Origin of the sequence: Hymenobacter nitidus (genome assembly GCF_020447315.1) — a bacterium.
GTDB lineage: Bacteria > Bacteroidota > Bacteroidia > Cytophagales > Hymenobacteraceae > Hymenobacter > Hymenobacter nitidus.
This window is the reverse complement of sequence record NZ_JAJADQ010000014.1, coordinates 1-25,402: the sequence shown is the minus strand read 5'-3', so window position 1 is coordinate 25,402 and position 25,402 is coordinate 1. Positions and strand designations below refer to the sequence as shown.

At 60.3% G+C, this 25,402-nt stretch carries 25 protein-coding genes; 8 read left to right on the top strand and 17 right to left on the bottom strand.

Annotation, left to right across the window (positions count from 1 at the left end):
• Positions 1–38 precede the first annotated feature (38 nt).
• Together LGH70_RS21090 and LGH70_RS21085 are read left to right on the top strand one after the other, a co-directional pair.
• Positions 39–356, top strand: coding sequence for a thioredoxin family protein (locus LGH70_RS21090; protein ID WP_226189777.1), 318 nt, complete (start codon positions 39–41; stop codon positions 354–356).
• Between the two features lie 12 nt (positions 357–368).
• Complete coding sequence (locus LGH70_RS21085) at positions 369–611, top strand: DUF6952 family protein (RefSeq protein WP_226189775.1); 243 nt, start codon at positions 369–371, stop codon at positions 609–611.
• A gap of 75 nt (positions 612–686) precedes the next feature.
• Here LGH70_RS21085 and LGH70_RS21080 read toward each other — a convergent pair whose 3' ends face one another.
• From LGH70_RS21080 to crtD, 3 genes are all read right to left on the bottom strand, one after another.
• Entirely contained in the window at positions 687–1,301 is a 615-nt protein-coding gene (locus LGH70_RS21080; RefSeq protein WP_226189773.1) for a TetR/AcrR family transcriptional regulator, read from the bottom strand.
• A 33-nt stretch (positions 1,302–1,334) separates the two neighbouring features.
• A complete protein-coding gene (locus tag LGH70_RS21075; protein WP_226189771.1) occupies positions 1,335–2,024 on the bottom strand; it encodes a carotenoid biosynthesis protein in 690 nt (229 codons plus the stop codon).
• Positions 2,025–2,134: 110 nt separating this feature from the next.
• The gene (gene crtD / locus LGH70_RS21070) at positions 2,135–3,625 is read right to left on the bottom strand and encodes a 1-hydroxycarotenoid 3,4-desaturase CrtD (protein WP_226189769.1); all 1,491 of its coding nucleotides are present in this window, start codon (positions 3,623–3,625) and stop codon (positions 2,135–2,137) included.
• A 239-nt stretch (positions 3,626–3,864) separates the two neighbouring features.
• Here crtD and LGH70_RS21065 point away from each other — a divergent pair, with 239 nt between their 5' ends.
• Positions 3,865–4,110: a hypothetical protein gene (locus tag LGH70_RS21065; RefSeq protein ID WP_226189767.1), complete on the top strand. Its 246-nt coding sequence runs from the start codon at positions 3,865–3,867 to the stop codon at positions 4,108–4,110.
• Positions 4,103–4,999 carry a prohibitin family protein gene (locus LGH70_RS21060; RefSeq protein WP_226189765.1) on the top strand — a complete coding sequence of 299 codons (897 nt, stop codon included), beginning with the start codon at positions 4,103–4,105 and terminating at the stop codon, positions 4,997–4,999. The genes LGH70_RS21065 and LGH70_RS21060 overlap by 8 nt, the downstream gene beginning before the upstream one ends.
• A 5-nt stretch (positions 5,000–5,004) precedes the next feature.
• Here the strand turns inward: LGH70_RS21060 and LGH70_RS21055 are convergent, their stop codons facing one another.
• The 4 genes from LGH70_RS21055 to LGH70_RS21040 all read right to left on the bottom strand — a co-directional run bounded on the left by LGH70_RS21055 (position 5,005) and on the right by LGH70_RS21040 (position 8,262).
• Positions 5,005–6,192 (bottom strand): class I SAM-dependent rRNA methyltransferase, encoded by a 1,188-nt coding sequence (locus LGH70_RS21055; protein ID WP_226189762.1) that lies wholly within the window; start codon positions 6,190–6,192, stop codon positions 5,005–5,007.
• 74 nt (positions 6,193–6,266) lie between these two features.
• Positions 6,267–6,707, bottom strand: a complete 441-nt coding sequence (locus tag LGH70_RS21050; protein ID WP_226189760.1) for an SRPBCC family protein — start codon at positions 6,705–6,707, stop codon at positions 6,267–6,269.
• A gap of 265 nt (positions 6,708–6,972) precedes the next feature.
• The gene (locus tag LGH70_RS21045; RefSeq protein WP_226189758.1) at positions 6,973–7,701 is read right to left on the bottom strand and encodes a hypothetical protein; all 729 of its coding nucleotides are present in this window, start codon (positions 7,699–7,701) and stop codon (positions 6,973–6,975) included.
• 51 nt (positions 7,702–7,752) lie between these two features.
• Positions 7,753–8,262 carry a hypothetical protein gene (locus LGH70_RS21040; protein ID WP_226189755.1) on the bottom strand — a complete coding sequence of 170 codons (510 nt, stop codon included), beginning with the start codon at positions 8,260–8,262 and terminating at the stop codon, positions 7,753–7,755.
• A 146-nt stretch (positions 8,263–8,408) separates the two neighbouring features.
• Here LGH70_RS21040 and LGH70_RS21035 point away from each other — a divergent pair, with 146 nt between their 5' ends.
• Positions 8,409–9,134: an SIMPL domain-containing protein gene (locus tag LGH70_RS21035; RefSeq protein ID WP_226189753.1), complete on the top strand. Its 726-nt coding sequence runs from the start codon at positions 8,409–8,411 to the stop codon at positions 9,132–9,134.
• A gap of 79 nt (positions 9,135–9,213) precedes the next feature.
• On the opposite strand, the gene LGH70_RS21030 is transcribed toward LGH70_RS21035, so the two are convergent.
• The 5 genes from LGH70_RS21030 to LGH70_RS21010 all read right to left on the bottom strand — a co-directional run bounded on the left by LGH70_RS21030 (position 9,214) and on the right by LGH70_RS21010 (position 15,782).
• Positions 9,214–9,789 (bottom strand): hypothetical protein, encoded by a 576-nt coding sequence (locus LGH70_RS21030; RefSeq protein WP_226189751.1) that lies wholly within the window; start codon positions 9,787–9,789, stop codon positions 9,214–9,216.
• Positions 9,790–9,839: 50 nt separating this feature from the next.
• Positions 9,840–12,806: a DEAD/DEAH box helicase gene (locus tag LGH70_RS21025; RefSeq protein ID WP_226189750.1), complete on the bottom strand. Its 2,967-nt coding sequence runs from the start codon at positions 12,804–12,806 to the stop codon at positions 9,840–9,842.
• Positions 12,807–12,984: 178 nt separating this feature from the next.
• Entirely contained in the window at positions 12,985–14,214 is a 1,230-nt protein-coding gene (locus LGH70_RS21020) for an FtsX-like permease family protein (RefSeq protein WP_226189749.1), read from the bottom strand.
• Positions 14,215–14,392: 178 nt separating this feature from the next.
• A complete protein-coding gene (locus LGH70_RS21015; RefSeq protein ID WP_226189748.1) occupies positions 14,393–15,202 on the bottom strand; it encodes a class I SAM-dependent methyltransferase in 810 nt (269 codons plus the stop codon).
• Between the two features lie 142 nt (positions 15,203–15,344).
• Positions 15,345–15,782: a ribosome-binding factor A gene (locus LGH70_RS21010; protein WP_226189747.1), complete on the bottom strand. Its 438-nt coding sequence runs from the start codon at positions 15,780–15,782 to the stop codon at positions 15,345–15,347.
• 178 nt (positions 15,783–15,960) lie between these two features.
• On the opposite strand from LGH70_RS21010, the gene LGH70_RS21005 reads away from it, so the two are divergent.
• Positions 15,961–17,373, top strand: a complete 1,413-nt coding sequence (locus tag LGH70_RS21005) for a hypothetical protein (RefSeq protein ID WP_226189745.1) — start codon at positions 15,961–15,963, stop codon at positions 17,371–17,373.
• Positions 17,374–17,572: 199 nt separating this feature from the next.
• Here the strand turns inward: LGH70_RS21005 and rpiB are convergent, their stop codons facing one another.
• The 3 genes from rpiB to glyA form a co-directional block, all read right to left on the bottom strand.
• The gene (gene rpiB, locus LGH70_RS21000; protein WP_226189743.1) at positions 17,573–18,013 is read right to left on the bottom strand and encodes a ribose 5-phosphate isomerase B; all 441 of its coding nucleotides are present in this window, start codon (positions 18,011–18,013) and stop codon (positions 17,573–17,575) included.
• Positions 18,014–18,029: 16 nt separating this feature from the next.
• Entirely contained in the window at positions 18,030–18,890 is an 861-nt protein-coding gene (tatC, locus tag LGH70_RS20995) for a twin-arginine translocase subunit TatC (protein ID WP_348533755.1), read from the bottom strand.
• Between the two features lie 151 nt (positions 18,891–19,041).
• Positions 19,042–20,334, bottom strand: coding sequence for a serine hydroxymethyltransferase (gene glyA / locus LGH70_RS20990; protein ID WP_226189741.1), 1,293 nt, complete (start codon positions 20,332–20,334; stop codon positions 19,042–19,044).
• Positions 20,335–20,522: 188 nt separating this feature from the next.
• Here glyA and LGH70_RS20985 point away from each other — a divergent pair, with 188 nt between their 5' ends.
• Complete coding sequence (locus tag LGH70_RS20985) at positions 20,523–21,059, top strand: hypothetical protein (protein ID WP_226189739.1); 537 nt, start codon at positions 20,523–20,525, stop codon at positions 21,057–21,059.
• A gap of 69 nt (positions 21,060–21,128) precedes the next feature.
• Positions 21,129–21,923, top strand: a complete 795-nt coding sequence (locus tag LGH70_RS20980) for a tetratricopeptide repeat protein (RefSeq protein WP_226189738.1) — start codon at positions 21,129–21,131, stop codon at positions 21,921–21,923.
• A gap of 15 nt (positions 21,924–21,938) precedes the next feature.
• On the opposite strand, the gene LGH70_RS20975 is transcribed toward LGH70_RS20980, so the two are convergent.
• Both LGH70_RS20975 and LGH70_RS20970 read right to left on the bottom strand, forming a co-directional pair.
• Positions 21,939–22,637, bottom strand: a complete 699-nt coding sequence (locus tag LGH70_RS20975; protein WP_226189737.1) for a metallophosphoesterase family protein — start codon at positions 22,635–22,637, stop codon at positions 21,939–21,941.
• Positions 22,638–22,730: 93 nt separating this feature from the next.
• Positions 22,731–25,268 (bottom strand): T9SS type A sorting domain-containing protein, encoded by a 2,538-nt coding sequence (locus tag LGH70_RS20970; RefSeq protein ID WP_226189736.1) that lies wholly within the window; start codon positions 25,266–25,268, stop codon positions 22,731–22,733.
• Positions 25,269–25,402 lie beyond the last annotated feature (134 nt).

Here is a 25,402-nt window from a genome sequence, read left to right as displayed (position 1 = left end):
TCTGGCTGCCTCATGTTTACCCCAAACGCTTCCTTATAATGCCTGTTACGAAAGCAACTGACTCCGATTTCCAACAACTTCTTGAGACGCACGAGAAAGTAGTGGTGAAGTACTACGCCGACTGGTGTGGCAACTGCCGCCTGTTTTCGCCTAAGTATAAGCGCCTGGCCCAGGCCGAGCAGAACCAGGCTATCAAGTTCCTGGACGTAAATGCTGAAACCAGCCCGGCGGCCCGCAAGCTGGCCAACGTGACGACCCTGCCCTTCTTCGCCATCTTCCGCGACGGGGAGCTGGTTGATACCGTGTCGGCCAGCAAGGAAGAGGCCGTAGCCGACCTGATCAACCGTCTGAACTAAGCCCGCAGCGCCATGAAAATCCCCGTAATTAAGCGCCTGGTTGAGACGCAGACGCTGGAAAGCCTGGTAGCCGCCGAAGAAGCCCTGCTCGACGAGCGGACGCCCGACTTTGAGGTGGAAGGTGAAGATGAAGGCGAGCAGCTGACGCACGTATTTGCCGCCATCTTCATCCTGAACCACATGCAGGACAACCAGTCGGAGTTTAAGACGGCCCTGCGCGAGTACACCAGCAAGGTGCGCGTATCCATCAGCTAGCCAGATTAGTACCAGTTAAAAACAGCAAGAGGCGCCCACGGGTGCCTCTTGCTGTTTTTATGGGGGCTGACGAGCTTACATGCGGGAGAAGTAAGCCGAAGCCGACTTCAGGCCTTCCTCGGTGCACAGGCCGCGCATGTAGTATAGATACACGCTGCGGAACACCTCGGCCACATCGTAGCGGCTTGGCGGGAAGGTCTGCTCGTTGAGCACCATGTAGAGCTGCTCGATGATGATTTTGCTGACCAGCGTGATATTGATGTCGGCCCGCAGGGTCTTCTGCAGAATGCCCTCGTTCAGCAGGTTATGAATCTGGGGGTAGGAGTACTCAGCCAGGTGCTGCTGGCCTAGGTCCCAGGCCTGGGGATAGTCCCGGATGAGGTCGGCGAAGTAGTCGGGGGAGGTGACTTTGCGCAAATCCCGGATGCCCATTTCCAGCAGGCTCAGCAAGCGGCCCACGGCGTTGGGCGTGCTCTGGAACAGCTCGGCATGCTCGCGCTTCTGCCGCTCAATGTCGTGCTGCGTGACCTGCAGGACCAAGTCCTCCTTGTCGTGAAACATCTCCCGAAACGTGGTAGGCGACACATCCAGCTTGCTCATAATCTGCTCCAGGGGCAGACTGGTGATGCCCCGGGCCTGAAATAACTGATGAGCTTCTTCCAGTAAGGTGTCGCGTAGCGTTGGGTTCATAGTCGGGGGTTGGGAGTAAAGCGCTGGTTAAAGTTAGCGAATTAACAGGCCAAGCCCGAAGAAAAACAGGAGTTGCAGCAGATAAACGAAGGGCACCAGGGGGTTGCGCTTCTCAAAATCGGTCCGGTTGAAATATACCTGCAGGATAAGGGCCACTACAAACCAGCCCTTGAAATTCTGCAGCGGAATCACGTCGAAGGCCCAGGTCCAGAAGTCGTAGCGCACGGCCACGGGCTCCAGGCAGATGTCCATGCCCACGAGCAGCAGGGCCGCCACCACTGCCCGCAGAAAGTCGCTGATGGGCAGGTAGCGGGCCAGAACGCCAGTCATGTAAGTCAGCATCAGCCAGTTCAGGCCAATCATCAGGGGCACGCCCAGCCACTTGAGGCCCAGCGTGGCGCCATAGGTGTACTGCCCGAATATCTTGCCGGTTTGAATGCCCACCACTTCCACGAAGAAGCCCACGGCGGCCGTAGTGATGCAGAAGCCCCAGAAAGCGGCGCTCCGGTCGCGCTGGAAGGCGAAGAGCAGCACGGCCGTCAGCAGCAGGTTCAGGGGCACAAACTGCAGGTAGAAGCTCGGGTCCTTGGAAAAGCCCAGCCCCAGAAAGCCCGTCACGTGGAACAGCAGCAGAATGCCCTGGGCCACGCGCAGGCGGCGCTGCTGCGTATCGGGGGCTACCGGAGGCGCCGGTATATGTTGAGTTGATTCGGAAGCAGACACTTGGGAGGAATTAATAATCAGAAATTAAGAAGTGAGAACGGGCCATTGGTACCGCCTAGCGGCCGGGGCAACATGTTCTCAATCGTTAATCACTAATTGCTCATTACTAATTAGTTAATCAGGCCGGCCACAATCTTGGCCGAGAGCAGGCACAGCGGAATACCCCCGCCGGGATGCACGCTGCCGCCGCAAAAGTACAGCCCGTGCAGCTTCCCCGAAAAGTTGGGGTGCCGCAGAAACGCCGCCAGCGCATTGTTGGAGGAGCTGCCATACAACGCCCCGCCGAACGAAGACGTGCGCTGCTCGATGCCCCGCGGGTCCCAGACCTGCTCGGCCCGCAGCAGCGGCTCGATGTTGTGGCCCAGCACCCGGCTCACTTTGTCCAGTACGGCCCGGCGCGTCTTTTGGATCAGCGCGTCCCAGTCCTGGCCCTGGTTGTGGGGCACGTTTACCATCACAAACCAGTTTTCGTGGCCGGCCGGGGCATCGGCCGGGCTCTTTTTGGAGGTGATGTTGACGTAGACCGTCGGGTCATCCGCCACGGTTTTTTCCTCGAAGATGGCCCGGAACTCCTGGCGGTAATCCTGGGAGAAAAAGATGTTGTGCAACCCCAGCTCGATAAAGTCGTGGGTCACGCCCCAGTAGAATATCAGGGCCGACGACGAGCGGGGCTGGCCGAGCGTGCGCTCGGGGGCGGGCTGGGTGGGCAGCAGGCGGCGGTAGGTCGGCACCACGTCCATGTTGCTGACGACCACGCCGAAGTCGTAGATGTCCTGGGCGGTGCGCAGCCCGGTTACCTGCCCGGCGGCCGTCAGAATCTCCTCCACCGGCTCGTTGTAGCGGAACGCCACGCCCAGCTCCTCGGCCAACTCCACCAGGCTGCGGGCAATGCTGTAGATGCCGCCTTCGGGGTAAAATGCGCCAATGCCGTGCTCCAAGTGCGGAATCAGGCTGAGCGTGGCCGGGGCCTGGTAGGGGTCGGAGCCGTTGTAGGTGGCAAACCGGTCGAAGAGCTGCACTAGGCGCGGGTCGGTGAAGGCGCTGGCGTGGCGCTGGTGCATGGTGCCCGTGAGGCCCAGGCTGGGCAGTGCGGCCAGGGCCCCCAGCACGTCCTTGCTCAGGTAGGTGCCGGCTTTGTGCAGCGACTTGTGCAGAAACGTGCTTTCGGTGGCGGCGTAGGCCTGCCCGCTACGCCGCAGAAATCCCGTGACGTCGGTGGCGGGTACACCCAGCTTGGCTTCTACCTCGGCGGCAAACTTCCCGGCGTCGGCCCAGGCCGTGAGGCGGGTGCCGTCGGCGAAGAAGTATTGGGTAATCGGGTCGAGCCGCTCGTAGCGGAAGTGGTCTTGCGGGTCGCGCCCGGCCAGCCGGAACAGCTCATCCACTAGGGCCGGCAGCGTGAAGAGCGAAGGGCCGGCATCGAAGCGGTAGCCGCCGGGCAACTCGAACTGGTGCATCTTGCCGCCGAAGCTGTCTTGGGCTTCGAATACCGTGACGCGGTGCCCCTGCAGGGCCAGCCGGACGGCGGTGGCAATACCGGCAATACCGGCTCCGATAATGGCGGCGGGCTGCTTGGCGGCGGGGCTTCGTTTACGACTCACAGGACAAGGTTTCGAAAGGATGCAGCTATAACCAAAAACGTAGCGTGGTGGCTTGGCGGCCCGGGGAATAATTGGTGCAAGGTGGCTGCCCGAGGGCCAATGCCGCTTGCCCGCAAGCAGGAAACAGACTGTGGAAGGCACCCAAAATTACGATAATAGCCCGCTCCGGCGCCGCGCTTCGGTGGTGTGCGGTATTGTTCAGATATTGGGCCTATTACCGCCGGCTCCCGGCTTCTATCATGCCTGCAAAACGTATTTCTCCCGGTTGGGTAGTTATCTGGCTGCTGTTTTACGGTGCCCTGCTGCCCTTTGCCCTGCCCCGGTGCCTGCACTGGCTGAGCAGCTCTTCCAACCGGCTGCTGGGCTGGGGCGCGCTGGGCAGCCTGCTGCTGGCGGCGGGCGTCGCCCTTTCGCTCTACCAGGCCGGGCGTCGGCTGATGCACTACTTCTCGTCCAGATCCTCTACTCCCCCCTTCCATGATTAACGTTACCCCTCCTGCTGCCCGCCGCTGGCTAAAACCGCTGATTTTTCTGGGTCTGCTGCTCCTGGCCCTGGTGGCCGGCTGCAGCCTGGTGAAGGTGGAGCGCATCGACGCCGGCAACGTGGGCATCAAAGTCAATCTGGCCGGCACCGCCCGCGGCGTCGATGATATTACCTACGCCACCGGCTGGGTGTTCTACTCGCCGCTGAGCACGGCCGTGTACGAGTTTCCGGTGTACACGCAACACAAAGAATACGAGGAGTTTGAGGTGCAGAGCAAAGACGGCTCGGGCTTCGGCGTGGCCCCCAGCCTGAACTACTTTATTCAGTCGGATAAAGTCGACGACATCTTCCGCCAGTACCGCCGTCCGCTCACCGACATCGAAAACGGCTTCCTGAAAACGGCTGTGTACGAGGCTTACCGCGTGGCCACCAACCGCTACACCGCCGACAGCCTCATCAGCAACCGCGGCAGCTACGAGGCCCAGGTGAAGGCTAACCTCGTGGGCCAGCTGCAGGCCATGGGCTTCACCGTGCAGCAGATAACGACCAAGCTGGAGCCGCCCGCCAGCCTGAAAGCCGCCATCGACGCCAAGAATACGGCGGTGCAAACCGGCCTGCAAACCGAAAACCGCATCCGGCAGGCCGAGGCCCAGGCCCGCATCAACATTGCTGAAGCCGAGGGCCAGGCCAAAGCCATCCGCATTGCCGCCGACGCCCAGGCCTATGCCAACGAGAAGCAGCAACAGTCCCTGACGCCCCTACTGGTGCAGATGCGCTGGATTGAAGCCTGGGAAAAAGGTGGCAGCGCCGTGCCCACCTACACCTCCGGGGCCGGCGGCAGCCAGTTTCTGCTGCAGCTCCCGGCCGCGGGTGCTACGCCGAAGCGCTAACGCTTCTACTCCACGGCCAGCACCAGCCCCTTCAGGTATTCGCCTTCGGGGTGGAACAAACTCACGGGGTGGTCGGCGGGCTGGGTGAGGCGGTGCAGGATGCGGGCGGGGCGGCCGGCTTCGATGGCCGCAGCCAGCACGGCGCCTTCGAACAGCTCGGCCGAAACCACCTGGGAACAGCTGAAGGTGAACAGCAGCCCACCGGGCGCAATCTGCCGGATGCCGGCCGCGTTCAGGCGCTTGTAGCCCATCAGGGCGTTGTGGCGGGCTGAGAGGTGCTTGGCAAACGCTGGTGGGTCGAGCACGATGAGGTCGTACTGCTCCTGGCTGTTTTTCATAAAGCTGAACACGTCTTCGGCGTAGGCCGCGTGCTTGCTTTCGAGGCCGGTGAGAGCGGCATTGCGTTCCGTCAGCTCGATGGCGCGCTTGGAGCTGTCCACGGAATGTACCAGCTCGGCGCCGGCCTGCAGGGCGTAGGAGCTGAAGCCGCCGGTGTAGCAAAACGTGTTCAGCACGCGGCGGCCGGGCGCGTAACGGGCCAGCAGGCTACGGTTGTCGCGCTGGTCGATGAAGAAGCCGGTTTTCTGGCCCGTTTCCCAATCTACGGCGAAGGGGTGGCCATTTTCGTGCACGATATGCTCCTGCCCGTTGCTTTCGCCCAGCAGGTAGCCGTTCTTGGCGTCGGGCGCGGCCTTGGCGGGCACGGTTTCGGCGCTCTTGTCATAAATGGCCCGCAAACCCGGAATTACGGCCTGCAGGGCGGCGGCAATCAGCGGGCGGGCCTTGTACATGCCCGCGCTGTGCGCCTGCACCACGGCCACGTCGCCGTATACGTCGATGATGAGGCCCGGCACCCCGTCGCCCTCGGCGTGGGTGAGGCGGTACACGTTGGTAGAGCCTTGCCCGGTGAGCTGCAGACCTTTGCGCAGCTCGTAGGCATTGCGGATGCGGCCTTCCCAGAACGCCGCGTCGGGCAGCTGGGAGTCGGGGCCGAAGTCGAGCATGCGCACGGCAATGGAGCCGGGCGCGTAGTGGCCCACGCCCAGCACTTCGCCATTAGCGGCCTGCACCGTCACGACTTCGCCTTCCAGCACTTCGCCCTGCATACGGCCGATGGCCCCCGAAAATACCCACGGGTGGCGGCGGCGCAGGGATTGGTCTTTACCAGGTTTGAGCGTGACAATGGCGGCCATAACGAAGAAGCTTAAGGACAGTACGAACTACAAAAGTACGCCAAAGCCCGCCAGCCACCGTCATACCGCCCCGATTACCGGAATACGCGGCGGTAGATAGGCTTGCGGTAGGCAAACTGGGCCCACATCAGCGGGTAGAGCAGCGCATCGAGCACCGGGAAGGCCGTGCGAAACTCCAGCGCGTCCACAATCACGCTGCCGCCGTCGGGGCCGGGCTCGATGAGGTGGCGGTGGCGCCAGTAGCGCAGCGGCGCGGGCAGCACCTGGCCCTCGTCGATAAAGAAATGGGTGCCGTCGGGCTGCACGCCGCTGTCGGTAATCAGGCTGGTCCAGCGCTGGCGCAAAGGGCCGCTGATCAGCTCAATTTCGACCTGGTCGCCGCGCTGGCAGCCGTCGAAGCGGTGCAGCTTCAGCTGCGGAAAGGGCGGGGCCAAGGACAGGAACAGCTCCCGCGTGAAGCCGGCAAAAACCTGGGCGGGTGGCTGGGCCACAGGCGTGCGGAGGGTGACGTGCATAGGCAGTGCTAACCTTGATTCGGGCGCTTTGGTTTTCAGGCTGGTACCCGTTGGGGTAGCCTGCAACCCTGCGCAAAACACCTGCGGCACCTAGTGAATACGTTGAGCCTGGCGTTTTTCAGCCCTCTAATCCGACTTCAGGCAAATAGGGGCCGTAAAAAGATGGAATCTACCTTCCGACTTCGATGCCTCTTCGCCCTGAACCCGAACTGGGATTTGCGCGGCCAGATCATGCGCTAAGACCACTGGCAACCAGCAGGCCCCGTTATTTTCCGGCTTTCACGGGTGAGGTGTCAACGTCCCTGTTCAGCCGGTAACTGAGCAAGGCGCTCAGGCTCCAGATCGTAACGACCTGATTGGCATAGTACTGACTCTCGTACAGGCGGCCGTTGAGCAACCCGCCGAAGCGGCCCTGCGTCAGGCCCACTTCCACGTAAGGCAACGGCGTACCTGGGAAACCGCCCAGAAAGTCAAACGTGGTACCGCCGTACGTAAGCTCCGATTTTGGCTTCAGGAAGCTGTTGATTTCGTAGCCGCCGCCATATAGAAGCTGCAGCTTGGTGCTCAGGGGCGCAAAGCCCCGCAGCCCTATCTGCAGATTTACTATTGTGCCTTGCCACGTGAAGCGGCCGGTTTGGGCAACAGCCTGATCGACGGGTCGAAAGCTGACCGGGTTTCGGCGGCCAAACCGCGAGGCCAGCAGCGCCGCATGCAGCGCCAGGCGCCGCCCGCCACTGACGACATCCACGTAGCCGCCCGCCTGCGCGTGCACCCGTCCATCGGCGTTGAGCCCCGTGAGGTCGGCCACGGTGCCTGCTTCCCCGCTGAACAGCCCCGAGTTGTAGCGCGCTCCGGTCAAGATTCCGGCCCGTATGGCTGCCCGGCCCGCCGTGGCTTTCTGGTCCGTCGTTTCCCGGCCGGCTTGGCGCGTGGCCGAGCATTCCCGGTTATAGGCCTGCACTACCGTTTTCAGGCCTTCAGTCGTGAACGGCACCTGGGCTGCTGCCGTGGTAGCCGCTTTGCAGTCCCCGAAATGCAGCAGCAGCTAGTCTTTATAGTTGTTGGCATCGGCAATTACCTGCGCCCCCTTATGCAGCTTAACGTAATTGCGTTCAGTCATTTCGAAGTAGGGGTGGGCTTCACGGCGCACGAAGAAATGGTGGACACTGCCCAGCGTGACGCCCAGCAGGGTGGCCGGACCATCTACCAGCACGTCGGCCAGCACCTGTTCAGGCTTCTGGTGGCTGCGCGAATTATCCGGTAAACTATTCACGTCGGTGGTGGCGCTCCGGTCGAGCGGGAGCGTTTCAAGCCGCAGCCGCCGGCCGCTGGTTAGGCCCAGGCCCCGCAGCTGCAGTGCCGAGTACAGGGTGAGCTCCGCCGTGGGCGCGCTTCGGAAGCGCACGGCGGAAGGTGGGTTTTCCCAGAAATCATTTTCCAACTCGCCCCGCAGCGTGTCGCCGCTGCTGAGCACGAGGTAACCCGGTTCGATGGTCTGGGCCCGTAGGCCGGAAAAGCAGGTAAAGGAAAGTAGCAGCAGTAAATATGGGCGCATATGGACCAGATAGTTTCCGTAAATGACTGGCTTTTTCAGCCCAAAAGCTGCTCCTGACTCCTTCTGCAAAAGAAAACGGTAGCGCTTCATACGCTGAGCGGGCCCTGGTAAGTTATATAGCCTCACTCCTATCTAACTACTTGCGTATGGCTCGGCTTCTTTCCTTTGCAGCAACTGTTCTTCTCCTCGGTGGGCTTGGGGCCTGCCAGTCGGTTCCGGCGTCCGCCCCGGCAGTAGTCCGGCAGGTGCGCAGTGTGGGCTACGGCAGCGTGACGGTGTACCCCGACTACGCCGAGCTTACCGTGGATGCGGCCTTCACCCGCCCCAGGCTCAAGGATGCCGTGGCCGAAGTGCAGGGGGTGGTGGATCAGGTGCTGACCTTGTCTAAGCGCTTCGCCCCGGGCCCGAACGATGTGCGGGTGAGCAGCACCTCGTCCAACAAGGAGTTCACCTATGTGCGGGGCAAGGAAGTATTTGCGGGCTTCAACTCCACTCAGTCCGTGACGGTGCGCATTACGGACCTGAAGCGGCTGACTCCGTACCTGGAAGAGCTGCTGGCTACCCGCATCAGCCGCATCAAGGACCTGAGCTACGGTCATACCCGGGCCGACAGCCTGCGCCGGGAAGCCGACGTGCTGGCCTTGCTCGACGCGGCCAAAACTGCCGACAAGATGTGCGCTGCGCTGCAGGTGAAGCGTGGCGCGGTGCTGGAAGCCTCCGACTCGTCCAGCCCCGAAAGCAGCTCGGGCGGCTATGGGCAATCGGCCGATATTGAGCTCTACGGCAAAGGCTTCGGGGGCCGCGGCTTCAAGACTACTCCCGAGCTGCTGCACTTCAACAGCATCTGTACCTTAGCTTCGGCGCTGGAGTAAGTCTTGTGAGGCTAGGCATTTGCTCAGCCACTATACCACCGCCTGCCTGGTAGACACTATCGACAAGTGCGCCGTCGCTTCAACCCTGAACACGTACTTTCTTCCGGGTTTCTTTAATCAGGGCGCTTAGCTTAGCCAAGATGTCTTCTTCAAACCATGTTTGTGCGCGAGCCCTTTCTTCCCGGGTTAACTCCCAGTTGCCGCCCGTCTTGGTTACGGGTAAAAAGGTAACTGACTGAAGACAAAGCTCATTCGCATTGGCAATACCCAGGGAGCAAATAATCCTGTTGTTTGCCGTCTTCAGTCCCCAGGTGTAGCGAGGCTTCTTATAATCTCCTTTGAGCTGGTGCCTGAAAGCATCCTCTTCAGTGAAGGGCCTACCCGTCTGGTGATTAATCGTGTCGTAATGGTAACTGCTGGCATTATAAAATGCGCTCATTTCCCGCATATCTGCTGCCGTAATCCGGTTTTCCGGATACCGTTCCCACAACAGACGCAACGCATATCGTATTTCTTCATCGGACGCCAGCAGACGGCCATAGCAATGAATAACCGGCGAGCCTGCGCTGAGCCAGGGGCTCCAGCCTTTCAAAGGCTTATAGGAGCCCGCACAGCCAAACAAGAAAGCACAGGCCAAGAGGAGAAGCGCGCGCACGTGCATCGGGCTTAGGCAGGTTTAATACTGGTGGAAGCGAAGCCGCTCGATTACCCCAGCAGCTCCTCAATATCCTCTTTGGTCAGGCTCTTTATAATGGCCTCGTCGGTGGTTATCAGGTCCGTCACCAGCTGAATCTTCTTGTTCTGCAAAGCCAGGATTTTTTCCTCTACCGTGTTCTTGGTGATGAACTTATAGGTAAACACCGTACGCTGCTGCCCGATGCGGTGGGCTCGGTCTACGGCTTGGGCTTCCACGGCGGGGTTCCACCACGGGTCCAGGATGAACACATAGTCGGCGGCGGTGAGGTTGAGGCCCACGCCGCCCGCTTTAAGCGAAATCAGGAACACGCGCAGCTCCTCGGTTTCCTGGAAGCGGATAACTTCCTTGTGCCGGTCCCGGGTGTTGCCATCGAGGTAGGCGTATTCCACCTGCTTCTCATCGAGCGAGGCCCGCACAATGTCGAGGTGCTTCACAAATTGGCTGAACACCAGAACCTTGTGGCCTTCCGAAACCACGCTCCGAATCATGCGAATTACCTCCCGCAGCTTACCCGACTCGTGCTCGTAGTCCTCGTGGGCCATGCGCGGGTGGTTGGCAATCTGGCGCAGCTTCGTCAGGCCCTGCAGCAGCATAAACTGCGTGCCGGCCGTGCCGTGTTCCTCAATGTTCTTGAGGATCTTGTTGCGGTAGTAGCTCTTGGTTTCCTCGTAGCAGTGGGCCTGCTCCTCGGTCATGGGGCAGTAGCTCAGGTGCTCAATCTTTGCCGGCAATTCCTTGGCCACCTGGGCTTTATGCCGACGCAGAATAAAGGGCTTAATCAGGGCGTGCAGCTTGCGGGTGCGCACCTCATCCTTGCCCTTCTCGATGGGCTTGAGGAATTCCTTGCGGAAGAACGTCTGCGTACCCAGCAGGCCGGGGTTGATAAACGACATCTGCGACCAAAGGTCCATTGTGCTGTTTTCCACCGGCGTACCGGTCAGAATCAGGCGGTGGCGCGAGCGTAGGCCCCGCACCGCCTGCGACGTAGTCGAGCTGGGATTCTTAATGGCCTGCGACTCGTCCAGAATCACGTAGTCGAAGCCGTAGGTGCGCAGCAGTTCCGCGTCAAGACGCACGATGCCGTAGCTGGTCAGCACCACGTCGTAGTCGGCAAACTGGTCCACGTTTTTGTCGCGGTAGGTGCCGGTATAGGTCAGGATGCGCAGGCCGGGCGTGAACTTGGTAGCCTCGCTCAGCCAGTTGTATACCAGGGAAGTCGGCATTACCAACAGGGAAGCCGAGCCCTTCGACTCGCCGCTTTCCTTGCGCTGCAGCAGCAACGCCAACGTTTGCACCGTCTTCCCGAGGCCCATATCATCGGCTAGGCAGCCCCCGAAGTGATAGTCCTTCACGAAGTGCAGCCAGTTGTAGCCGGCCTTCTGGTAAGGGCGCAATTCGCCCATGAAGCCCACCGGCATGGGCTGATCTTCCACTACCTCAAACCCGCGCAGCCGCTCCAGCTTCCGCGACATGGTCACGGTGGCTAAGTTGCCGTTCTGCAGGTCCGATACCAGAGCCAAGTGGTGCTTGCGCAGTGTTAGGGTGTGGTGGTGCTCTTCGGCAAAGGCGAACAGCTCCAGATACTGCGTAAACCACTCCTCGGGAATAATGGCAATCTGCCCGTTAGGCAGGCGGAACTCATGGCGCCGCCCCAGAATGTAGGGCCGCAGCTTGATAAACGGTATTTCGAACTCCCCGAAGCTGACGGTGCCGTGCACGTCAAACCAGTCGTTGCCTTCGGTAATACCCACCTGCACCGTAACGGCCCCGATGAAGTAGTCTTTGCTGGATGAAGTGCCCTGCTGCACCGTGAAACCCATGCGGGCCAGCTCCTCGGCGTGGCTGTGCAGCCAGCGGAAGGCGGTGGCTTTTTCCAGCACGGCCCGGCCGTTGCGCACTTCCAGGGCACGATCGGCCAGCTCCCGGATGATTTCCTGCTCCCGGTCCAGGTTGCGGATCAGGCGGTGAAAAATGTAGGAGTCGTCATTCTTTTCCAGCTTCACGCACACCCGCTTGTCGTAGCTGTTGTGCACGGTATGGTCGCCGTAGCGGAAAGAAAGGTCGAAGTGAATATGCTCGGAGGGCGCCGTAATGACGGAGGCTACCGAGTCGCTGCTGCCGTTGCGGCGCAGCACGGGGCGGCTCCGGTCGTCGTCGGCCACTACAACCGCGCCGGGCGTGTCGGAAAACGTGAGCTGGGGCCGGGCCACGTAGCGCTCCGAGCGAATGTCGAAACCGCGGGCGTGCACGTCGAATGACTCGACCAGTGGCGCCACGAAGCGCTGGAAGTAGCTGTCCTCGACCTGGCGCGGAATGATGATAAACTTCTTGTTCAGAAACGGCTGCAGCTTCTTGCCGTCCACATCGTTGCGGAAGTTGTGCAGGGTGTCGTTCAGTAGCATCCAGGCGGGCTGGAAGCATATCATCACGGCATTCTTAAACTGGAAGTCAAGCTTCTGGCCCTGGTACTGAATGGTGGGAAAATAGTGGGTACTGTCCTCGTTGCGGCGAAAGTGGAAGAGCACGGATGCCGGCTCCGGGGCTACGGCCATTTCGCGCCAGGTAGGCTCGCCGTCTTTGCCCATAATAAAGACGCACTTACCCTGCAGCCGCTCCAGAATCTGGCCCATGCGGTCCTGCACGTAGCGGCAGATGGCGTCCTGCAGGCCTTTGTCGCCTTTTTCCGGGTCGTATATTTTCAGGAAGAAGTCGGCGGGCGTCGTCTTTTTGGCCCAGAATTCTTTGATAACCGCATCCTGCTGGATCTGGTCAGTGAGGGCAATCAGCTCAAAGTCGATTTCGTCCAGGCCATCCGCAAATTCCGGCGCATTCTTTGCCGATACCGTCTGGTGCTGGAGCGTGAGCTGGCCTCGCGCGTTACGTTGAACTACGTAGGACTCAAATAGATAGCCCAGGTACTCGTGCTCAAGTAACGAATAGACGATCTGGAAAGGCTGTGAAGTAGAGACCTTCATAGTCGGATGGGAAGCCTGAATAAGGCATTGAAAGTAAGGACAAATACTAAATACTATGGTGTTTCGTGAAAAGTAAAATTAATTATTGAAATAGTTAAATTTAAAAGACAGAGACACTTGCAATGACGGATGAACGGGGCTATGGAGTAGATGAACTACTATAACAACCCCGAAAGAGTTACAAGTTCTCGCGTAAATCTAAACGGGCGGCGTTCAGAGCCGGGCGGATAGAGACGGTGATGGTAATGACGATGATGGCAATGCCCGTCAGAATAATATCGGAGAGCTGCATCTTCACCGGGTAAGAGTCGACCACGCTAGTGGCCATGCCCATCGATACGATGTGGAACGTCTGCTGGGCCCAGCAGATGGCTACGCCCAGCGTGAGACCGGTAATGGCCCCCACCTGAGCCACGATGGCGCCTTCCAACAGAAAGATATTGCGAATCATGCGGCTGGTAGCTCCCATAGCCAGCAGAATAGCCACGTCCTTCTTCTTATCGAGCACCAGCATGGAGAGCGAGAAGAAGATGTTGAGCGAGGCAATGAGCAGGATGAAGGCGAAGGTGATGAACACGAACATCTTCTCCACCTTGATGGCTTTGAGCAGGCTCACGTGCTGCTCGTCGGAGTCGTGCACGTGGAAGTTGGACCCCAGCAAGCGCTGCAGGTCCCCTTTTACATCATCAATCGTGCGGCTCTCGCTTACTTTCACTTCCAGGGCCGTGCGGCGGTTGCCATAATTCAGCAGCTTCTGGGCAAAGTCGATGGGCACGAAGATGTAGCTGTCGTCGATGTGCTGCTCGATCAGGAAAACGCCGCCGGCAATGATGGTTTGCTGGGAAAAGGCTGTTTCCGGGTTCATCGACAGCGTTTTCTTGCCCGTGTTGCGCGGGTAGAGCAGGTGCAGGGGGGCAAAGCGGTTGTCGAGGGCAATGCTGAGCTCGTGCTGCACGCCGGCCCCGAGCAGGGCGTAGTTTTCGCCGTTGCGCACCAGGCGGTGGTCGCCCTCCACGATGGCCGAGTCGATGTCGCTCTGGGAGTAGTAGTTCTCACTCACGCCCTTCATCTTCACGACCATCTGCCGGTCGTGGTACTGCAGCAGGGCGTTGTCTTCGATGACTTCGGTGAGCAGGCCCACGCCGGGCGTGCGACGGATGCGCTGCAGCAGCTCCTCGTTGGTTTCGAAGGATTTTCCCTTCACGGCCGTTACCAGCAGGTCGGGGTCCGACTTGCCGTAGAGCGTGCGCACCAAGTCCTCCAGCCCGTTAAAAACCGACAGCACGATAATCAGCGCCATGGTGCCCACGGCCACCCCCACCATCGAGATGTTAGAGATGATGCTGATAATGTTGCGCTTGTTCTTAGACGAGAAATAACGCCGGGCGATGAGCAGAGAAACGTTCATGCAGGGCGCTGGTTAGGGTTAAGAGAAGGGCGGGGCAAGGAGAACACGAAGCACTTGTACGAAAGAGACGGCAGAAAGCCGCATTTACCGGTTGCGCTCCAGGGTTTTAACGGGCAAGATAACGGGCCGGATTCAATTAAGCTCAACACTAACCAGCCTTGGGCAAACGGAGCCGCGGTTATTTCCAGGCTTTGACAATCAGGCCGGTGCCCGAGTCGTGCTTGGAGGTCGAGTCAATCCAGTTCAGCAGCAGGCAGAACGGGAAGGTGATGAGGTAGTAGAAGGGCAGCAGCACGAAAAACCACTTCGACATGCCCAGCATCAGAATCGGGTATTTCATGCTCAGGCGCCACGAAATCTGGCCCGGCTCGCCGTAGCTGTACTGAGCCTCAATCCGCTCGAAGCCGGCGGTGCGCAGCTTCTGCTGAATCTCGTGAATGTTGTAGCCGTCGCGCACGTGCTCCTCAATGAAGCTCGTTTCGCCGTCGGCGTGCACATCCGAGCCGCCCTGGTCGCTGGGCGTGGAAATGAGCAGCATACCGCCATCCTTGAGCGAGGCGTGAATGTTGCGGAACACTTCCACGTCTTCCAGAATGTGCTCCATCACGTCCACTGACAAGGCCAGGTCGAAGGAGTTGGGCTCCTGGTAGAGCACCAGGTCCTGCACGGCAAACTGCACGTTGGTACGCCCGATCTGGCGGAAAAACTGGTTGGAGTCGGCAATCTGCTCGTCCTTCACGTCCACGGCCAGAATATTCCACTTCTTGCTCAGGCCCGACAGCCAGTAAGTGTATTGCCCGTAGCCCGAGCCGGCATCCAGAATCGTCAGGTTCTCATCCTGGCGGCCGGCGGCCCACTTGCGCAGCTCACGGTGCACGTGCCAGGTGCGCAGCAGCAGCAAATCGAGCATCACATAAAACAGGCGGCGCAGCCACGGAGTCCGGTTAAAGACCTGGCCCAGTGACTTTTTAATCGGGTCGTAATACAAGGGGAAATGTGATTTAGTGAGATGGTGAGTTAGTGATTTAGCGACTCAGGGAGTTCGTGAGTTTGGCTTTCGGCTTGCGCCACTTGCGCGGTATTGAGCATCAAACTCACGAACTCCCTGAGTCGCTAAATCACCATTTCACTTATTCGTCTTCGTCGGCGAACAGCTTGGGGCGGGCGGCGGGGCCTTTCTCGTCGGGCTTGGGGTCCGACTTATCCTCGGGCGTCTCGGCCGGAATATCGAGCTTGCCCAGCACGGCATCCATGTGGGCGGCATATTCGGCGCTGTCGTCGAGGAAGAATACCAGCTCGGGGATGATGCGCACCTGCTGGCGAATCCGCTTGGCCAGGGCCTGGCGGATTTCCTTGCTGTTGTCGCGCACCAGTTCCAGCAGCGCCGGGCCCGTGTTGGCCAGCAAACTGCTCAGGTAGATGCGGGCCACGCCCAGATCAGGCGACACCCGAATGGTGCTGATGCCCGGCGGCAAGCCGGGAAACAGGTGCGGTAAGTCGCGTTGAAAGACGGCTGCCAGATCCTGCTGCAGGAGGCTGGCAAACTTTTGCTGTCGTTTACTTTCCATAAGAATCAGCAAAGATAGGAAGTTAGGGGCTTGGGGACTTAGGAAGTTCTGCGCTTTGGAGTTGAGAAACCGAAACTGATGGATAGCCACTCCGTCGCAGGCGCGCCCGCGCTTGGCCGGATGAATGTACCTTTGCTTGTCCACGTCGTTTTTACGCACCCCCGAACCCGGTTTTTCCTTGCTTCGCTTCTTTAAAAGTTCGCTTCCCACGCGCCTCGTGGCCCTGCTGCTGCTGGTGCTGGCCCTGCGCCTGCCGCTGGTCTGGCTGGGTATTCCGCTGACGGCGGCCGAGTTGCGGGCCCTGCTCATTGGCGAACGGCTGCACGAGGGCGCCCTGCTCTACCGCGACATCTACGACAGCACGGCCCCGCTGTCGGCCCTGTTTTTCGGGGCCCTCGACACCGGCCTGAGCCGGCCGCTGTGGCTCTACCGCATTCTGGCCCTGCTGCTGCTGCTGTTTCAGGCCCTGCGCCTCAACCTAGTACTCAACCGGGCCGACGTGCACCCCGACCGGGGCTACGTGGCGGCCCTGACGTACCTGCTGCTGGCCAGCGTCACGACCGACCTGGATACTTTGTCGCCCTTGCTGCTGGGGCATACTTTTGTTGTCATTGCCCTGAGTGCCTTGTTGCCCACCTCGCGGGAGGGCTACGACAACCGCCGCCTGTTTCGGGCCGGGTTTCTGATTGGGGTGGCCGCGCTGTGCTATCTGCCGCTGGCGCTGTTTCTGCTGGTGGGCCTGTTTGCCGTTATTATCTTCGCTGCCAACTCGTTCCGGAGCTTTCTGCTGCTGGTTTGTGGCTTTTTGTTTCCGTATGCGGCCGTGGGCACCTTCTTCCTCTATACCGAGTCGCTGCCCAACTTCGCGCAGCTGCACCTGAAGCCCGTGCTGACGGGCCTGGTGGCCGGCACCGATGGCATGCCGCTGTTTGTGCAGCTGCGCCTGCTGATTCTGCCCGCTATTGTGGTGGTGCTGGCCTTATTCCGGTCATTTACCACGGCGCTGGGCCTGGTTTTTCAGGTGAAGTTTCAGCAGCTGATGCTGGTGTGGCTGCTGGTGGCGGTGGCAATGGCCGCAGCGGGGCGGGGCATGGCCCCCGGCACCTTCGTGCTGGTATTGCCGCCCATTACCTATTTCTGCCTGTATCTGTGGCAGAAATCGTCGCGGGCCTGGGTGCCGGAGCTGCTGCTGGTGCTCATCATTGGGGCCGTGGTGGTGGTGCGCTACCGTACTACCCTGGGCCTGGAGTCGGTCATCCAGATTCCGTCCGAGCAGCGCTACGCGGTGCAGCCCAATCCGGCTTACGCTTCCCTGCAGGGACACCGCCTGCTGGTGCTGGGCCCCGACCGCCGCTCCTACGTGCAGAACCGCTTAGCCACGCCCTATCTTGACTGGCGCCTGGCCCAGGTCGATTTTGGGCACCTCAACGAGTACGGTGCCGTGTTCCGCCTGGCCCGCAACTTCGCCACCCTGCCCCCAGAGTATATCATCGACGAAGCCGGCCTGCTGCCCGAGCTGCAATACAAAGTACCCGCCGTGTTCAGCCAGTACCAGCCCACCAAAATTCCCAAAGTGTACCAGCGCCGGTAGACCCTTTGTCCTTGCGAGGAGGCACAACATTCCGCGCCTCAAGCGGCAGCAAGCGGTCCGCTGAAATGTGCGGAGCCTTATAAACGGAAAAGCCCTTACTACACGCAGTAGTAAGGGCTTTCTGGTAAAAGAGCAGGACCACCTACACAGAGGACGGATTGCTTCGTGCCTTGCAAGGACACTTCCGCAAGGGTAAGTTTTAGCAGTCGATTTTGCTGACGCGGTTCTGGTGACGGCCGCCTTCGAAGGCAGTATTCAGGAACTTGCTTACGATTTCGCGGGCCGCTTCTTCGGTTACGAACCGCTCGGGTACGCAGACGATGTTGGCATTATTATGCTGCCGGGCCAGCTCGGCCAGCTCCGGCGCCCAGGCAATGGCCGCCCGAATTCCCTGGTGCTTGTTGGCCGTAATAGCCACCCCATTGGCTGAGCCGCACACCAAGATGCCGCGCTCAAACTCCCCGGCCGTAATGGCATTGGCCACCGGGTGCACAAAATCCGGATAGTCCACGGAATCAGCAGAGTAGGTGCCAAAGTCCTTTACTTCGTAGCCGTTGTCGCGCAGCCAGTGGGTCAGCATTTCCTTGTAGGCAAAGCCGGCGTGGTCGGAGCCGATGGCGAGAGAGTTCGTGGTAGACATGAGAAGGAAAGCTTGGTTATTGGCTGACGCCGTTGTTCTCGGCCAGCTGAGCGTTCAGAGAGGCCGTGCGGCTCTTGGTGACTACGCGGGCAATGTTGATGCTCAGCTCGTAGAGGATCAGAATCGGGATGGTGACGATGATCTGGGCCGAAATATCCGGGGGCGTGATGACGGCGGCAATGATGAGGATGACCACAATGGCGTGCTTGCGGTACAAACGCATGATTTCGGGCGTAATCAGGCCGGCTTTGGCCAGGAAGAACACTATCATGGGCAGCTCAAACACGAAGGCGCACGAGAGGCTCATCGTCGTCAGGGTGCTGATGTAGCTCTGCAGGTCAATCTGGTTTTCGATGGTGGCATCGAGTTGGTAGGAAGCCAGGAAGTTGATGCTCAAAGGCGCCGCCACAAAGTAGCCGAACATCAAGCCGAGCATGAACAGTACTGACACGAAGAACACTGCGCCCTGAGAGTTCTTCTGCTCGTGCGGATACAGGCCGGGCTTGATAAAGCGCCAGATTTCCCAGAAGGTGTAGGGAAAGGCCATTGCCAGGCCCACCACAAACGAGGAGCTGATGTGCATGGTCAGCTGCCCGCTCATCTGGCGGTTCTGCAAATCGAAGGTGGGCTTGCCGATGCACAAGGCGTCAGCCCCGATCCAGCGGCCGAAGTCGCAGAAGGCCCGGTAGGTCCAGAAGTCGCCCCGGGAAGGGCCCAGAATCAGGTCGTGAAACAGAAAGTCTTTGGCCAGAAAAGCGGCCGTCGTGAAGACCACAATGGCAATAGCCGAGCGGATGATGTGCCACCGCAGGGCTTCCAGATGGTCGATGAAGGACATTTCGTGTACTTCACCCCCAATGGGTTGGTCAGTATTCAAGGGTATTGGTGAGATGGTGAGTTAGTGAAATGGTGAGTTGCGGTTTGCGCAGGCACCTGTGGAGAAACAAACGAAAAACCCGAACAACAGGATGCTGGCCGCCGGGCATGTGGCGAAAAACTCACCATTTCACTAACTCACCATCTCACAGTTAGGCAAACAAGGGGTACTGCTGCATCCATTCGTTGATCTGGCCGCGCACGCGCAGCAGGTGGGCCTCGTCGGTGTGGTGCATCAGCACGTCGTCGATGAACTCCACGATGCGGGCCATGTCGGTTTCCTTCAGGCCGCGGGTCGTTACGGCAGCCGAGCCGATGCGCATGCCGCTCGTCACGAAAGGCGACTTGTCGTCGAAGGGCACCATGTTCTTGTTGATGGTGATGTCGGCCTTAATCAGCGTATTCTCGGCCAGCTTGCCGGTCAGACCCTTGCTGCGCAGGTCGATGAGCATCAGGTGGTTGTCGGTGCCGCCCGAAATAATCTGGTAGCCGCGGTCCACGAAGCCCTTGGCCAACGCCTGAGCATTACGGATAACCTGGTGGGTGTACTCGGTGTAGGCGTCGCTCAGGCATTCGCCGAAAGCCACGGCCTTGGCGCCGATAACGTGCTCCAGCGGACCGCCCTGGGTGCCGGGGAATACGCCTGAGTCGAGCAACGCCGACATCATGCGCAGCTCGCCCTTGGGCGTCTTCAGGCCAAAGGGGTTTTCGAAGTCCTTGCCCAGCATGATCAGGCCGCCGCGGGGGCCGCGCAGGGTCTTGTGGGTGGTAGTGGTTACGATGTGGCAGTGCTCAAACGGGTTGTTGAGCAAGCCCTTGGCAATTAGGCCCGAAGGATGGGAAATATCGGCCAGCAGCAGGGCGCCCACTTCGTCGGCGGCTTCGCGCAGGGCTTTGTAGTCCCAGTCGCGGGAGTAGGCCGAGGCCCCGCAGATGATAAGCTTGGGCTGTTCGCGGCGGGCGGTTTCCTTTACTTTCTGCCAGTCAATCAGGCCGGTTTCGGGCTCTACGCCATAGAAGCTGGGCTTGTAGAGCTTGCCCGAGAAGTTCACCGGCGAGCCGTGGGTGAGGTGGCCGCCGTGGCTCAGATCGAAGCCCAGGATTTTGTCGCCGGGGTTCAGGATAGCCAGCATCACGGCCGCGTTGGCCTGAGCCCCGGAGTGGGGCTGCACGTTTACCCACTCCACGCCGAACAATTCCTTGGCCCGGTCGATGGCCAGCTGCTCGATCTGGTCCACGATTTCGCAGCCGCCGTAGTAGCGCTTGCCGGGCAGGCCCTCGGCGTACTTGTTGGTCAGGATGGAGCCCTGCGCCCGCATCACTTGCTCGGAAACGTAGTTTTCGGAGGCAATCAGTTCAATACCGTGGGTCTGACGGTCCTTTTCCTGGCGGATGAGGTCGAACAGGACCGTGTCCTGAGCGAGGGAGGCAGTGCGAATTTCCATAGGTTCAAAGGTACGGGTGAATCGATTATCAGGGAACAGGTGGGCGGCAACAATTGCCCGGACTTGCGTATGAAGCCCGGCGAGGGCTGCTTGCTGGTGCGAACTTACGAGAGCCGGGGCAGGAAAGCTGGGTTTCGGTTTTTGCCGCCCTTCTCACGTATTCTCCTTTGTTAGTTGTTACTTGAACCATGAACCAGCCCCTGGCCGAAGCCCTGACCCATCTGCGGATGGGCAATCAGACGTTTCTGATCAACTTTTATCAGGACCAACGGGACCATTTTGCCCGCTGGGCCCGGCGCCAGCACCAGCTGGAGCCCGCTGCGGCCCACGAGCTGCTGCGCGGCGTGCTGGTCGATTTTTACGACCAGGTGATTGACGGGCGCCTGACCAAGCTGCCGGCCGACGTGCGCAATTACCTCTACGGCATGGCCCAGGAGCACATTCAGGCCGAGAAAACAACAGCTGAGCTGCCCCGGGTGGAGGCCGGTCGGCGCCAGCAGCTGCTGCGCGTGTTCGGCCAGCTGGGCACCGACTGCCAGCAGGTGCTGATGTACTTTTACTTTCGAGGCTACAACTTCGAGAAAGTAGCCGGTAAAATGGGCTTCGCCAACGCCACCGTAGCCCGAATCCAGAAAACCAGCTGCCTGCGCAAACTCCTGGAGCTGCGCATCCGAGCCACGGGCGAAGGTGCTGCCGGGGGCCAGGCTTCGGCCGCCACTATCTGATTCTGCGTAGCTTAGTGCCGGCTCCGGCCGGCTTTTGGTCTTTTCTTCTCCTTCCCTGTTCGTATTTGCATGATGTCGCCCGCTGAGCTGCGCCCGTTTCTGGATGAGCTGGAACGCTTTGCCGATGGCCAAATGACGTCTGCCGAGCAGGCCGACTTCGAGGAGCGCATGCAGCGGGAGCCCGCCCTGCGCGAAGCCCACGAAGCCTACGAGCAGCTGGCCGCCGACCTGCGCTGGGTGGCCGGCCACGAAAGCCTGCGCCACCGCCTGCTGGCCCTCGACCGCCGCCTCGACCAGCGCCACACGGCTCTGGTGCGCATCAAGCGGCGGCAGCGCCGGGCCCAGACGCGCTGGGGTACAATTTTTACGGTGGCCGTGCTGCTGCTGCTGGGCCTGTGGTTTTTGCTGCGGCCAGCCGGGCCGCGCGGCGGCCGCGCCTGGGAAAATTATTACGTCGCCGACCCTGGCTTGCCGCAGTCGGCCACGCTGGATGAGCACCGGCCGCTGCTGGCCCAGGCCATGGAGCAGTACCGGGAAGGGCACTACCCGGCCGCCCTGCACGCCCTGCGCCGCGTGCCCACCGACAACCTCGGCCCCGATACTCTGCTGTACTACAACGGCATCTTTCTGCTGAGTCAGGGAGACGGTAGTGCCGCCCGGCCCTACCTGCGCCGCGTCATTCAGCAGCCGGGCTCAGCCTTGGCCAGCAAAGCCCGCTACCACTTGGCTGTGGCTTACTGGGCCGCCAAGCAATGGCCCGAGGCCCGCGCCGCCTTCCGCGAAGTAGCCTCCGACTCGTCGAATGAATACCGGCAGGCCGCTCAACGAGTGTTGCAGGCCGATGTGCTGCGGGACGAGGACTAGGCGCCAAACCAGGGCTTACCGCTGGGTAATAAAGTAAGGCGGCTCGATGTTGGGCTGCAGCGTTAGCTCGAAGGCGTCCAGCTCCAGCACAGCCAGGTGGGAAAGCTCGGGGTTGAGGCGGTACACGCAGCCCGTATCGAGGCTGATGGAGCCGGCCAGCTTTTTTACCTGCTGCTTTACTTCCGCCGTGGGCGTGGGCACGTGGCCGTGCAGCAGGCGCCGACCCTGCATCCGGGAGGCATCAAAAGTAAACTGCTTGATATTGAGCATCGTGTGCCAGTCAGTGCGCATCTGCTCGGGTGGCAGGCGAAAGTCGTAGCCGGCGTGTACCAGCGTGAAGCCCGGAATATCCAGTTGGTAGGGCAGCGCATCGAGCCACTGCAGGTAGGGCTCCGGAATGTCTTCGGCGGCTTTCACCCCGAAGCTTTGCAGCGTCAGGGTGCGGTCGGCCTGGGAGGCCCAGGCCAGGTGCTTACGGCCCCGGGCGGCGTCGAGCAGCTCTTGGTCGTGGTTGCCGCGCAGGCAGTGCAGCTGGTAGCCCCGCGCCGAAAGCTGCAGCAGGTAATCGAGCAGGCCGCGGCTGTCGGGACCTTTATTCACGTAGTCGCCCAACAGATAGAGCTCATCACTGGGGCGCAAAAAAAGCACACCTTCCACCAGATGGCGAAAGGTGTGCAGACAACCGTGCAAATCGGTGGTGACGTAGCGGGCCATGGCAGCTGGGCAATCCGGCACGGGGAAGAAGCAGTGCCGGTAGGGGCTATACGCTACTGCCGCTGCCTATGGTTTGCTGGCTGCCCAAGCCCGTTATTCCACCACTACTTTCTGGCTGAAGCTTTTCTTGGCGCTGGTCATTTTCAGCAGGTACACGCCGGTGGGGTAGCCCTGCAGATCCAGCTGGTAAGTGCGGCTGCCGCGGGGCACGTCCCGGATTACGCGCACCGTTTTGCCATACAAGTCATACAAGGTCAGCGTGGTTGCCTGGTTGGCCGTTGCCACCTCGGTTTCTACGGTCACCAGGCCGTGGGTGGGGTTGGGGTACACTACGAAGCCTTCGGCGCGCTCGGGCCGGGCAGTTTCCGAGGCCAGGGCCGTAGCGCGGTACGCCAGGTTGTTGTAGGGGCAGGTCACGTTGTTCACGTCGATCTGGCTGGGCGTGCAGGTAAGCTGCGCGGCCAGTATGGGGCCGGCAATGAAGTTGGTGCCGGACGTGACGCTGAAACCAGGATTCAGGGTGATGACCCCACCGGCCGCGAAGATGGTGGGAGCAGCCGTGTTGGGGTGGTTGATGGTTACGCCCATTGGCCCCCAGCCGAAATCAACTTCCGGTGACGTGTGAATCCAGTCCATGGTCTGCGTGATGCCGGGCGTGGTGTATTCGCCCCAGGCTACTTCGGCGCCCTCCTCCCCGGTCAGGGCGGCGCCCAGGTTGCTGAACGGGGGCTCCGTCTGCGAGGAGTTGACCACGAAGCGGGGGTTGGTTGCCGTTACGCCGCTGGTATTGGTTTGCACGGCGTAGTCCTGCACGAAGTAAATCAGCGGGGAGTTGTCGGAAACCGCTCCACTAACCCGTAGCGTGGCCATTACCCGCACGTATACTTTGCTGCCCGTCGGCACGGTCATGGTCATGTTCTTGAAGCAGCCCAGATCCACGAAGGGCGTCTGCACGGTGTTGGGCAGGTTGGCAACATCAGTGCGGGTGATATCCAGAATACCGGCATTCAGTTGCCATTCCATGTAGTCGAAGCGTCGTTCGTGATACTCGCCGCCGTTATACCAGGTTCCGTTAGGGTAATCGGTGGTGTAGCCCGGCGTGAAGATGGCCCCCGGGGTTTCACCCACCAGCGCGGCCTTCGCCGATACCAGCTCCAGTCCGGCGGGCTTGTTGAAAGCCCCAAGCAGGTCGTTCTGCACCTGGTACGAATCCAGGGTGGCATGATAGTCCCCGTAGTCCGACGTCGTGACGCACCGGTCATCCTGGCCTTGCGAGCCGCAGGGGTCCCACCAGGAATACTCGCCGGAAATGTAGGTATAGGTCATCTTGTTCAGCACCGGTGTATTCTTGATGTTGAACAAGCCCAGCGGGCAGTTGTAGTACGGCTGGGTCGAGCGGTCATTGCCGTTGTGGGCCGTGCCGGGCAGCTGAACGCTCACCCCAGTCAGCGGATACGTCGTCGTGATGCTGCCACTCATCTGAATAGTGCCCTCCGAAATGGTCGGGGTGAAGGCTGGTTCGGACGCCAGGGCATTGCCCGACTCATCCTGGGCGGGCCAGATGGCCCCCACAATTTGCCCGATAATACCAAAGGCGCTGCTCACCATGCCCGCCGCGCCCAGCACGGTGCCCACGGTTTTGCGCAGGCCGCCCCCCTGGTTTTTGGGCCGGGTTGCGTTGGCAATGGAAAGACCCGTGTTAGAAGCTTTGGTATTCTTGGAGCTGGCCATTTTCACGCCGCCCTCGTGCAGCTTGTCCAGGAACTTATCGGCATCATCAGCTGATACAGAGCCCAGTACCCGCTTGCCGGTGGCCAGAAACTTCTTCAGCCGGGTTGGGTCGGCCGGATCGTTCTGTAACAGCTGGTTTTTGGGGCCGGCCAGGGCATATCCTTCCTGGGCATCGGTCTTGAAGCTGAGGGCGCCACCCAGCGTAATATTGCTGGTGACTGTGCCAAAAACACTGAACTCCAGTGCGTTGCCGTTGTAACGGGTGTTGCCGAAGTTAGGGTCATACGTGGCCGTAAACTCCCCAACGACCCAGCCCGTCTGCGAGGTCATTTTAGCCACGTACGAAATCATCTCGTCGCTGTAGCTATTGGCGGTCAGGTACTTGTCGGGGGCTACCAGCATGGTGTTGGTCATGGCCATTACGCTGGTGCTGCCCGAGCTGTTCACGCTGCTGTGGCTCATCGTAATCACGGCCCCGTTCTGGTACGTGCGGTTGTCGAGCCAGAAATACGTCCGAATCATGCTCGTGTACTTGTTGTACAGAATCACGTAGGGCACGTCGATGGGGCTCAGGGCCCCCAGGTTCATGCGCAGCAGCTCCCAGCCTTTCTGCCGGGTGTAGTCCTTATCGTAAGCAATGCGCAGCATTTTGCCATTCTGGGCAAACTCCCAGGGGGCACCATAGGCTACGCCCTGCGTTTGGCCGGGGCGCCGGATTGCCCAGGTTTTGCAGTAGTTCGGGTCCGTGCGGGGTGTTTCCCAGTCCCAGCTGGCATAGCTGCTCACCATATCGGTGGCATTCACAGCGGGGCACGATACCGGGGAGCCCTGCGCCGCGGCCTGTGGGCTACTGCTGAGCAGGCCAAAGCCTAGCAGGCATAGTAAGGCAGTCGTTTTCATAAGAGGTTTCCTGGTTGAATAGAACCTAGTGCCAGCTTACTTGGAAGACTGCGCGTTTTTGAGTTGCTGGACCTGCTTGTTGAGGTCGATGAGGTGCAGGGTAAGCTCCTCCACTTTCTTGAGCAGCAGCACGT

Excerpts from the sequence above, each read along its gene's own strand:
- LGH70_RS21080 (WP_226189773.1), bottom strand. The coding sequence starts at position 1,301 with ATGAACCCAACGCTACGCGACACCTTACTGGAAGAAGCTCATCAGTTA.
- LGH70_RS21035 (WP_226189753.1), top strand. The coding sequence starts at position 8,409 with ATGGCTCGGCTTCTTTCCTTTGCAGCAACTGTTCTTCTCCTCGGTGGG.
- LGH70_RS21060 (WP_226189765.1), top strand. The coding sequence starts at position 4,103 with ATGATTAACGTTACCCCTCCTGCTGCCCGCCGCTGGCTAAAACCGCTG.
- LGH70_RS21065 (WP_226189767.1), top strand. The coding sequence starts at position 3,865 with ATGCCTGCAAAACGTATTTCTCCCGGTTGGGTAGTTATCTGGCTGCTG.
- LGH70_RS21090 (WP_226189777.1), top strand. The coding sequence starts at position 39 with ATGCCTGTTACGAAAGCAACTGACTCCGATTTCCAACAACTTCTTGAG.
- LGH70_RS20980 (WP_226189738.1), top strand. The coding sequence starts at position 21,129 with ATGATGTCGCCCGCTGAGCTGCGCCCGTTTCTGGATGAGCTGGAACGC.
- LGH70_RS21085 (WP_226189775.1), top strand. The coding sequence starts at position 369 with ATGAAAATCCCCGTAATTAAGCGCCTGGTTGAGACGCAGACGCTGGAA.
- rpiB (WP_226189743.1), bottom strand. The coding sequence starts at position 18,013 with ATGTCTACCACGAACTCTCTCGCCATCGGCTCCGACCACGCCGGCTTT.
- LGH70_RS20975 (WP_226189737.1), bottom strand. The coding sequence starts at position 22,637 with ATGGCCCGCTACGTCACCACCGATTTGCACGGTTGTCTGCACACCTTT.
- LGH70_RS21055 (WP_226189762.1), bottom strand. The coding sequence starts at position 6,192 with ATGGCCGCCATTGTCACGCTCAAACCTGGTAAAGACCAATCCCTGCGC.
- LGH70_RS21040 (WP_226189755.1), bottom strand. The coding sequence starts at position 8,262 with ATGCGCCCATATTTACTGCTGCTACTTTCCTTTACCTGCTTTTCCGGC.
- LGH70_RS21010 (WP_226189747.1), bottom strand. The coding sequence starts at position 15,782 with ATGGAAAGTAAACGACAGCAAAAGTTTGCCAGCCTCCTGCAGCAGGAT.
- LGH70_RS20970 (WP_226189736.1), bottom strand. The coding sequence starts at position 25,268 with ATGAAAACGACTGCCTTACTATGCCTGCTAGGCTTTGGCCTGCTCAGC.
- LGH70_RS21020 (WP_226189749.1), bottom strand. The coding sequence starts at position 14,214 with ATGAACGTTTCTCTGCTCATCGCCCGGCGTTATTTCTCGTCTAAGAAC.
- LGH70_RS21050 (WP_226189760.1), bottom strand. The coding sequence starts at position 6,707 with ATGCACGTCACCCTCCGCACGCCTGTGGCCCAGCCACCCGCCCAGGTT.
- glyA (WP_226189741.1), bottom strand. The coding sequence starts at position 20,334 with ATGGAAATTCGCACTGCCTCCCTCGCTCAGGACACGGTCCTGTTCGAC.
- LGH70_RS20985 (WP_226189739.1), top strand. The coding sequence starts at position 20,523 with ATGAACCAGCCCCTGGCCGAAGCCCTGACCCATCTGCGGATGGGCAAT.
- LGH70_RS21025 (WP_226189750.1), bottom strand. The coding sequence starts at position 12,806 with ATGAAGGTCTCTACTTCACAGCCTTTCCAGATCGTCTATTCGTTACTT.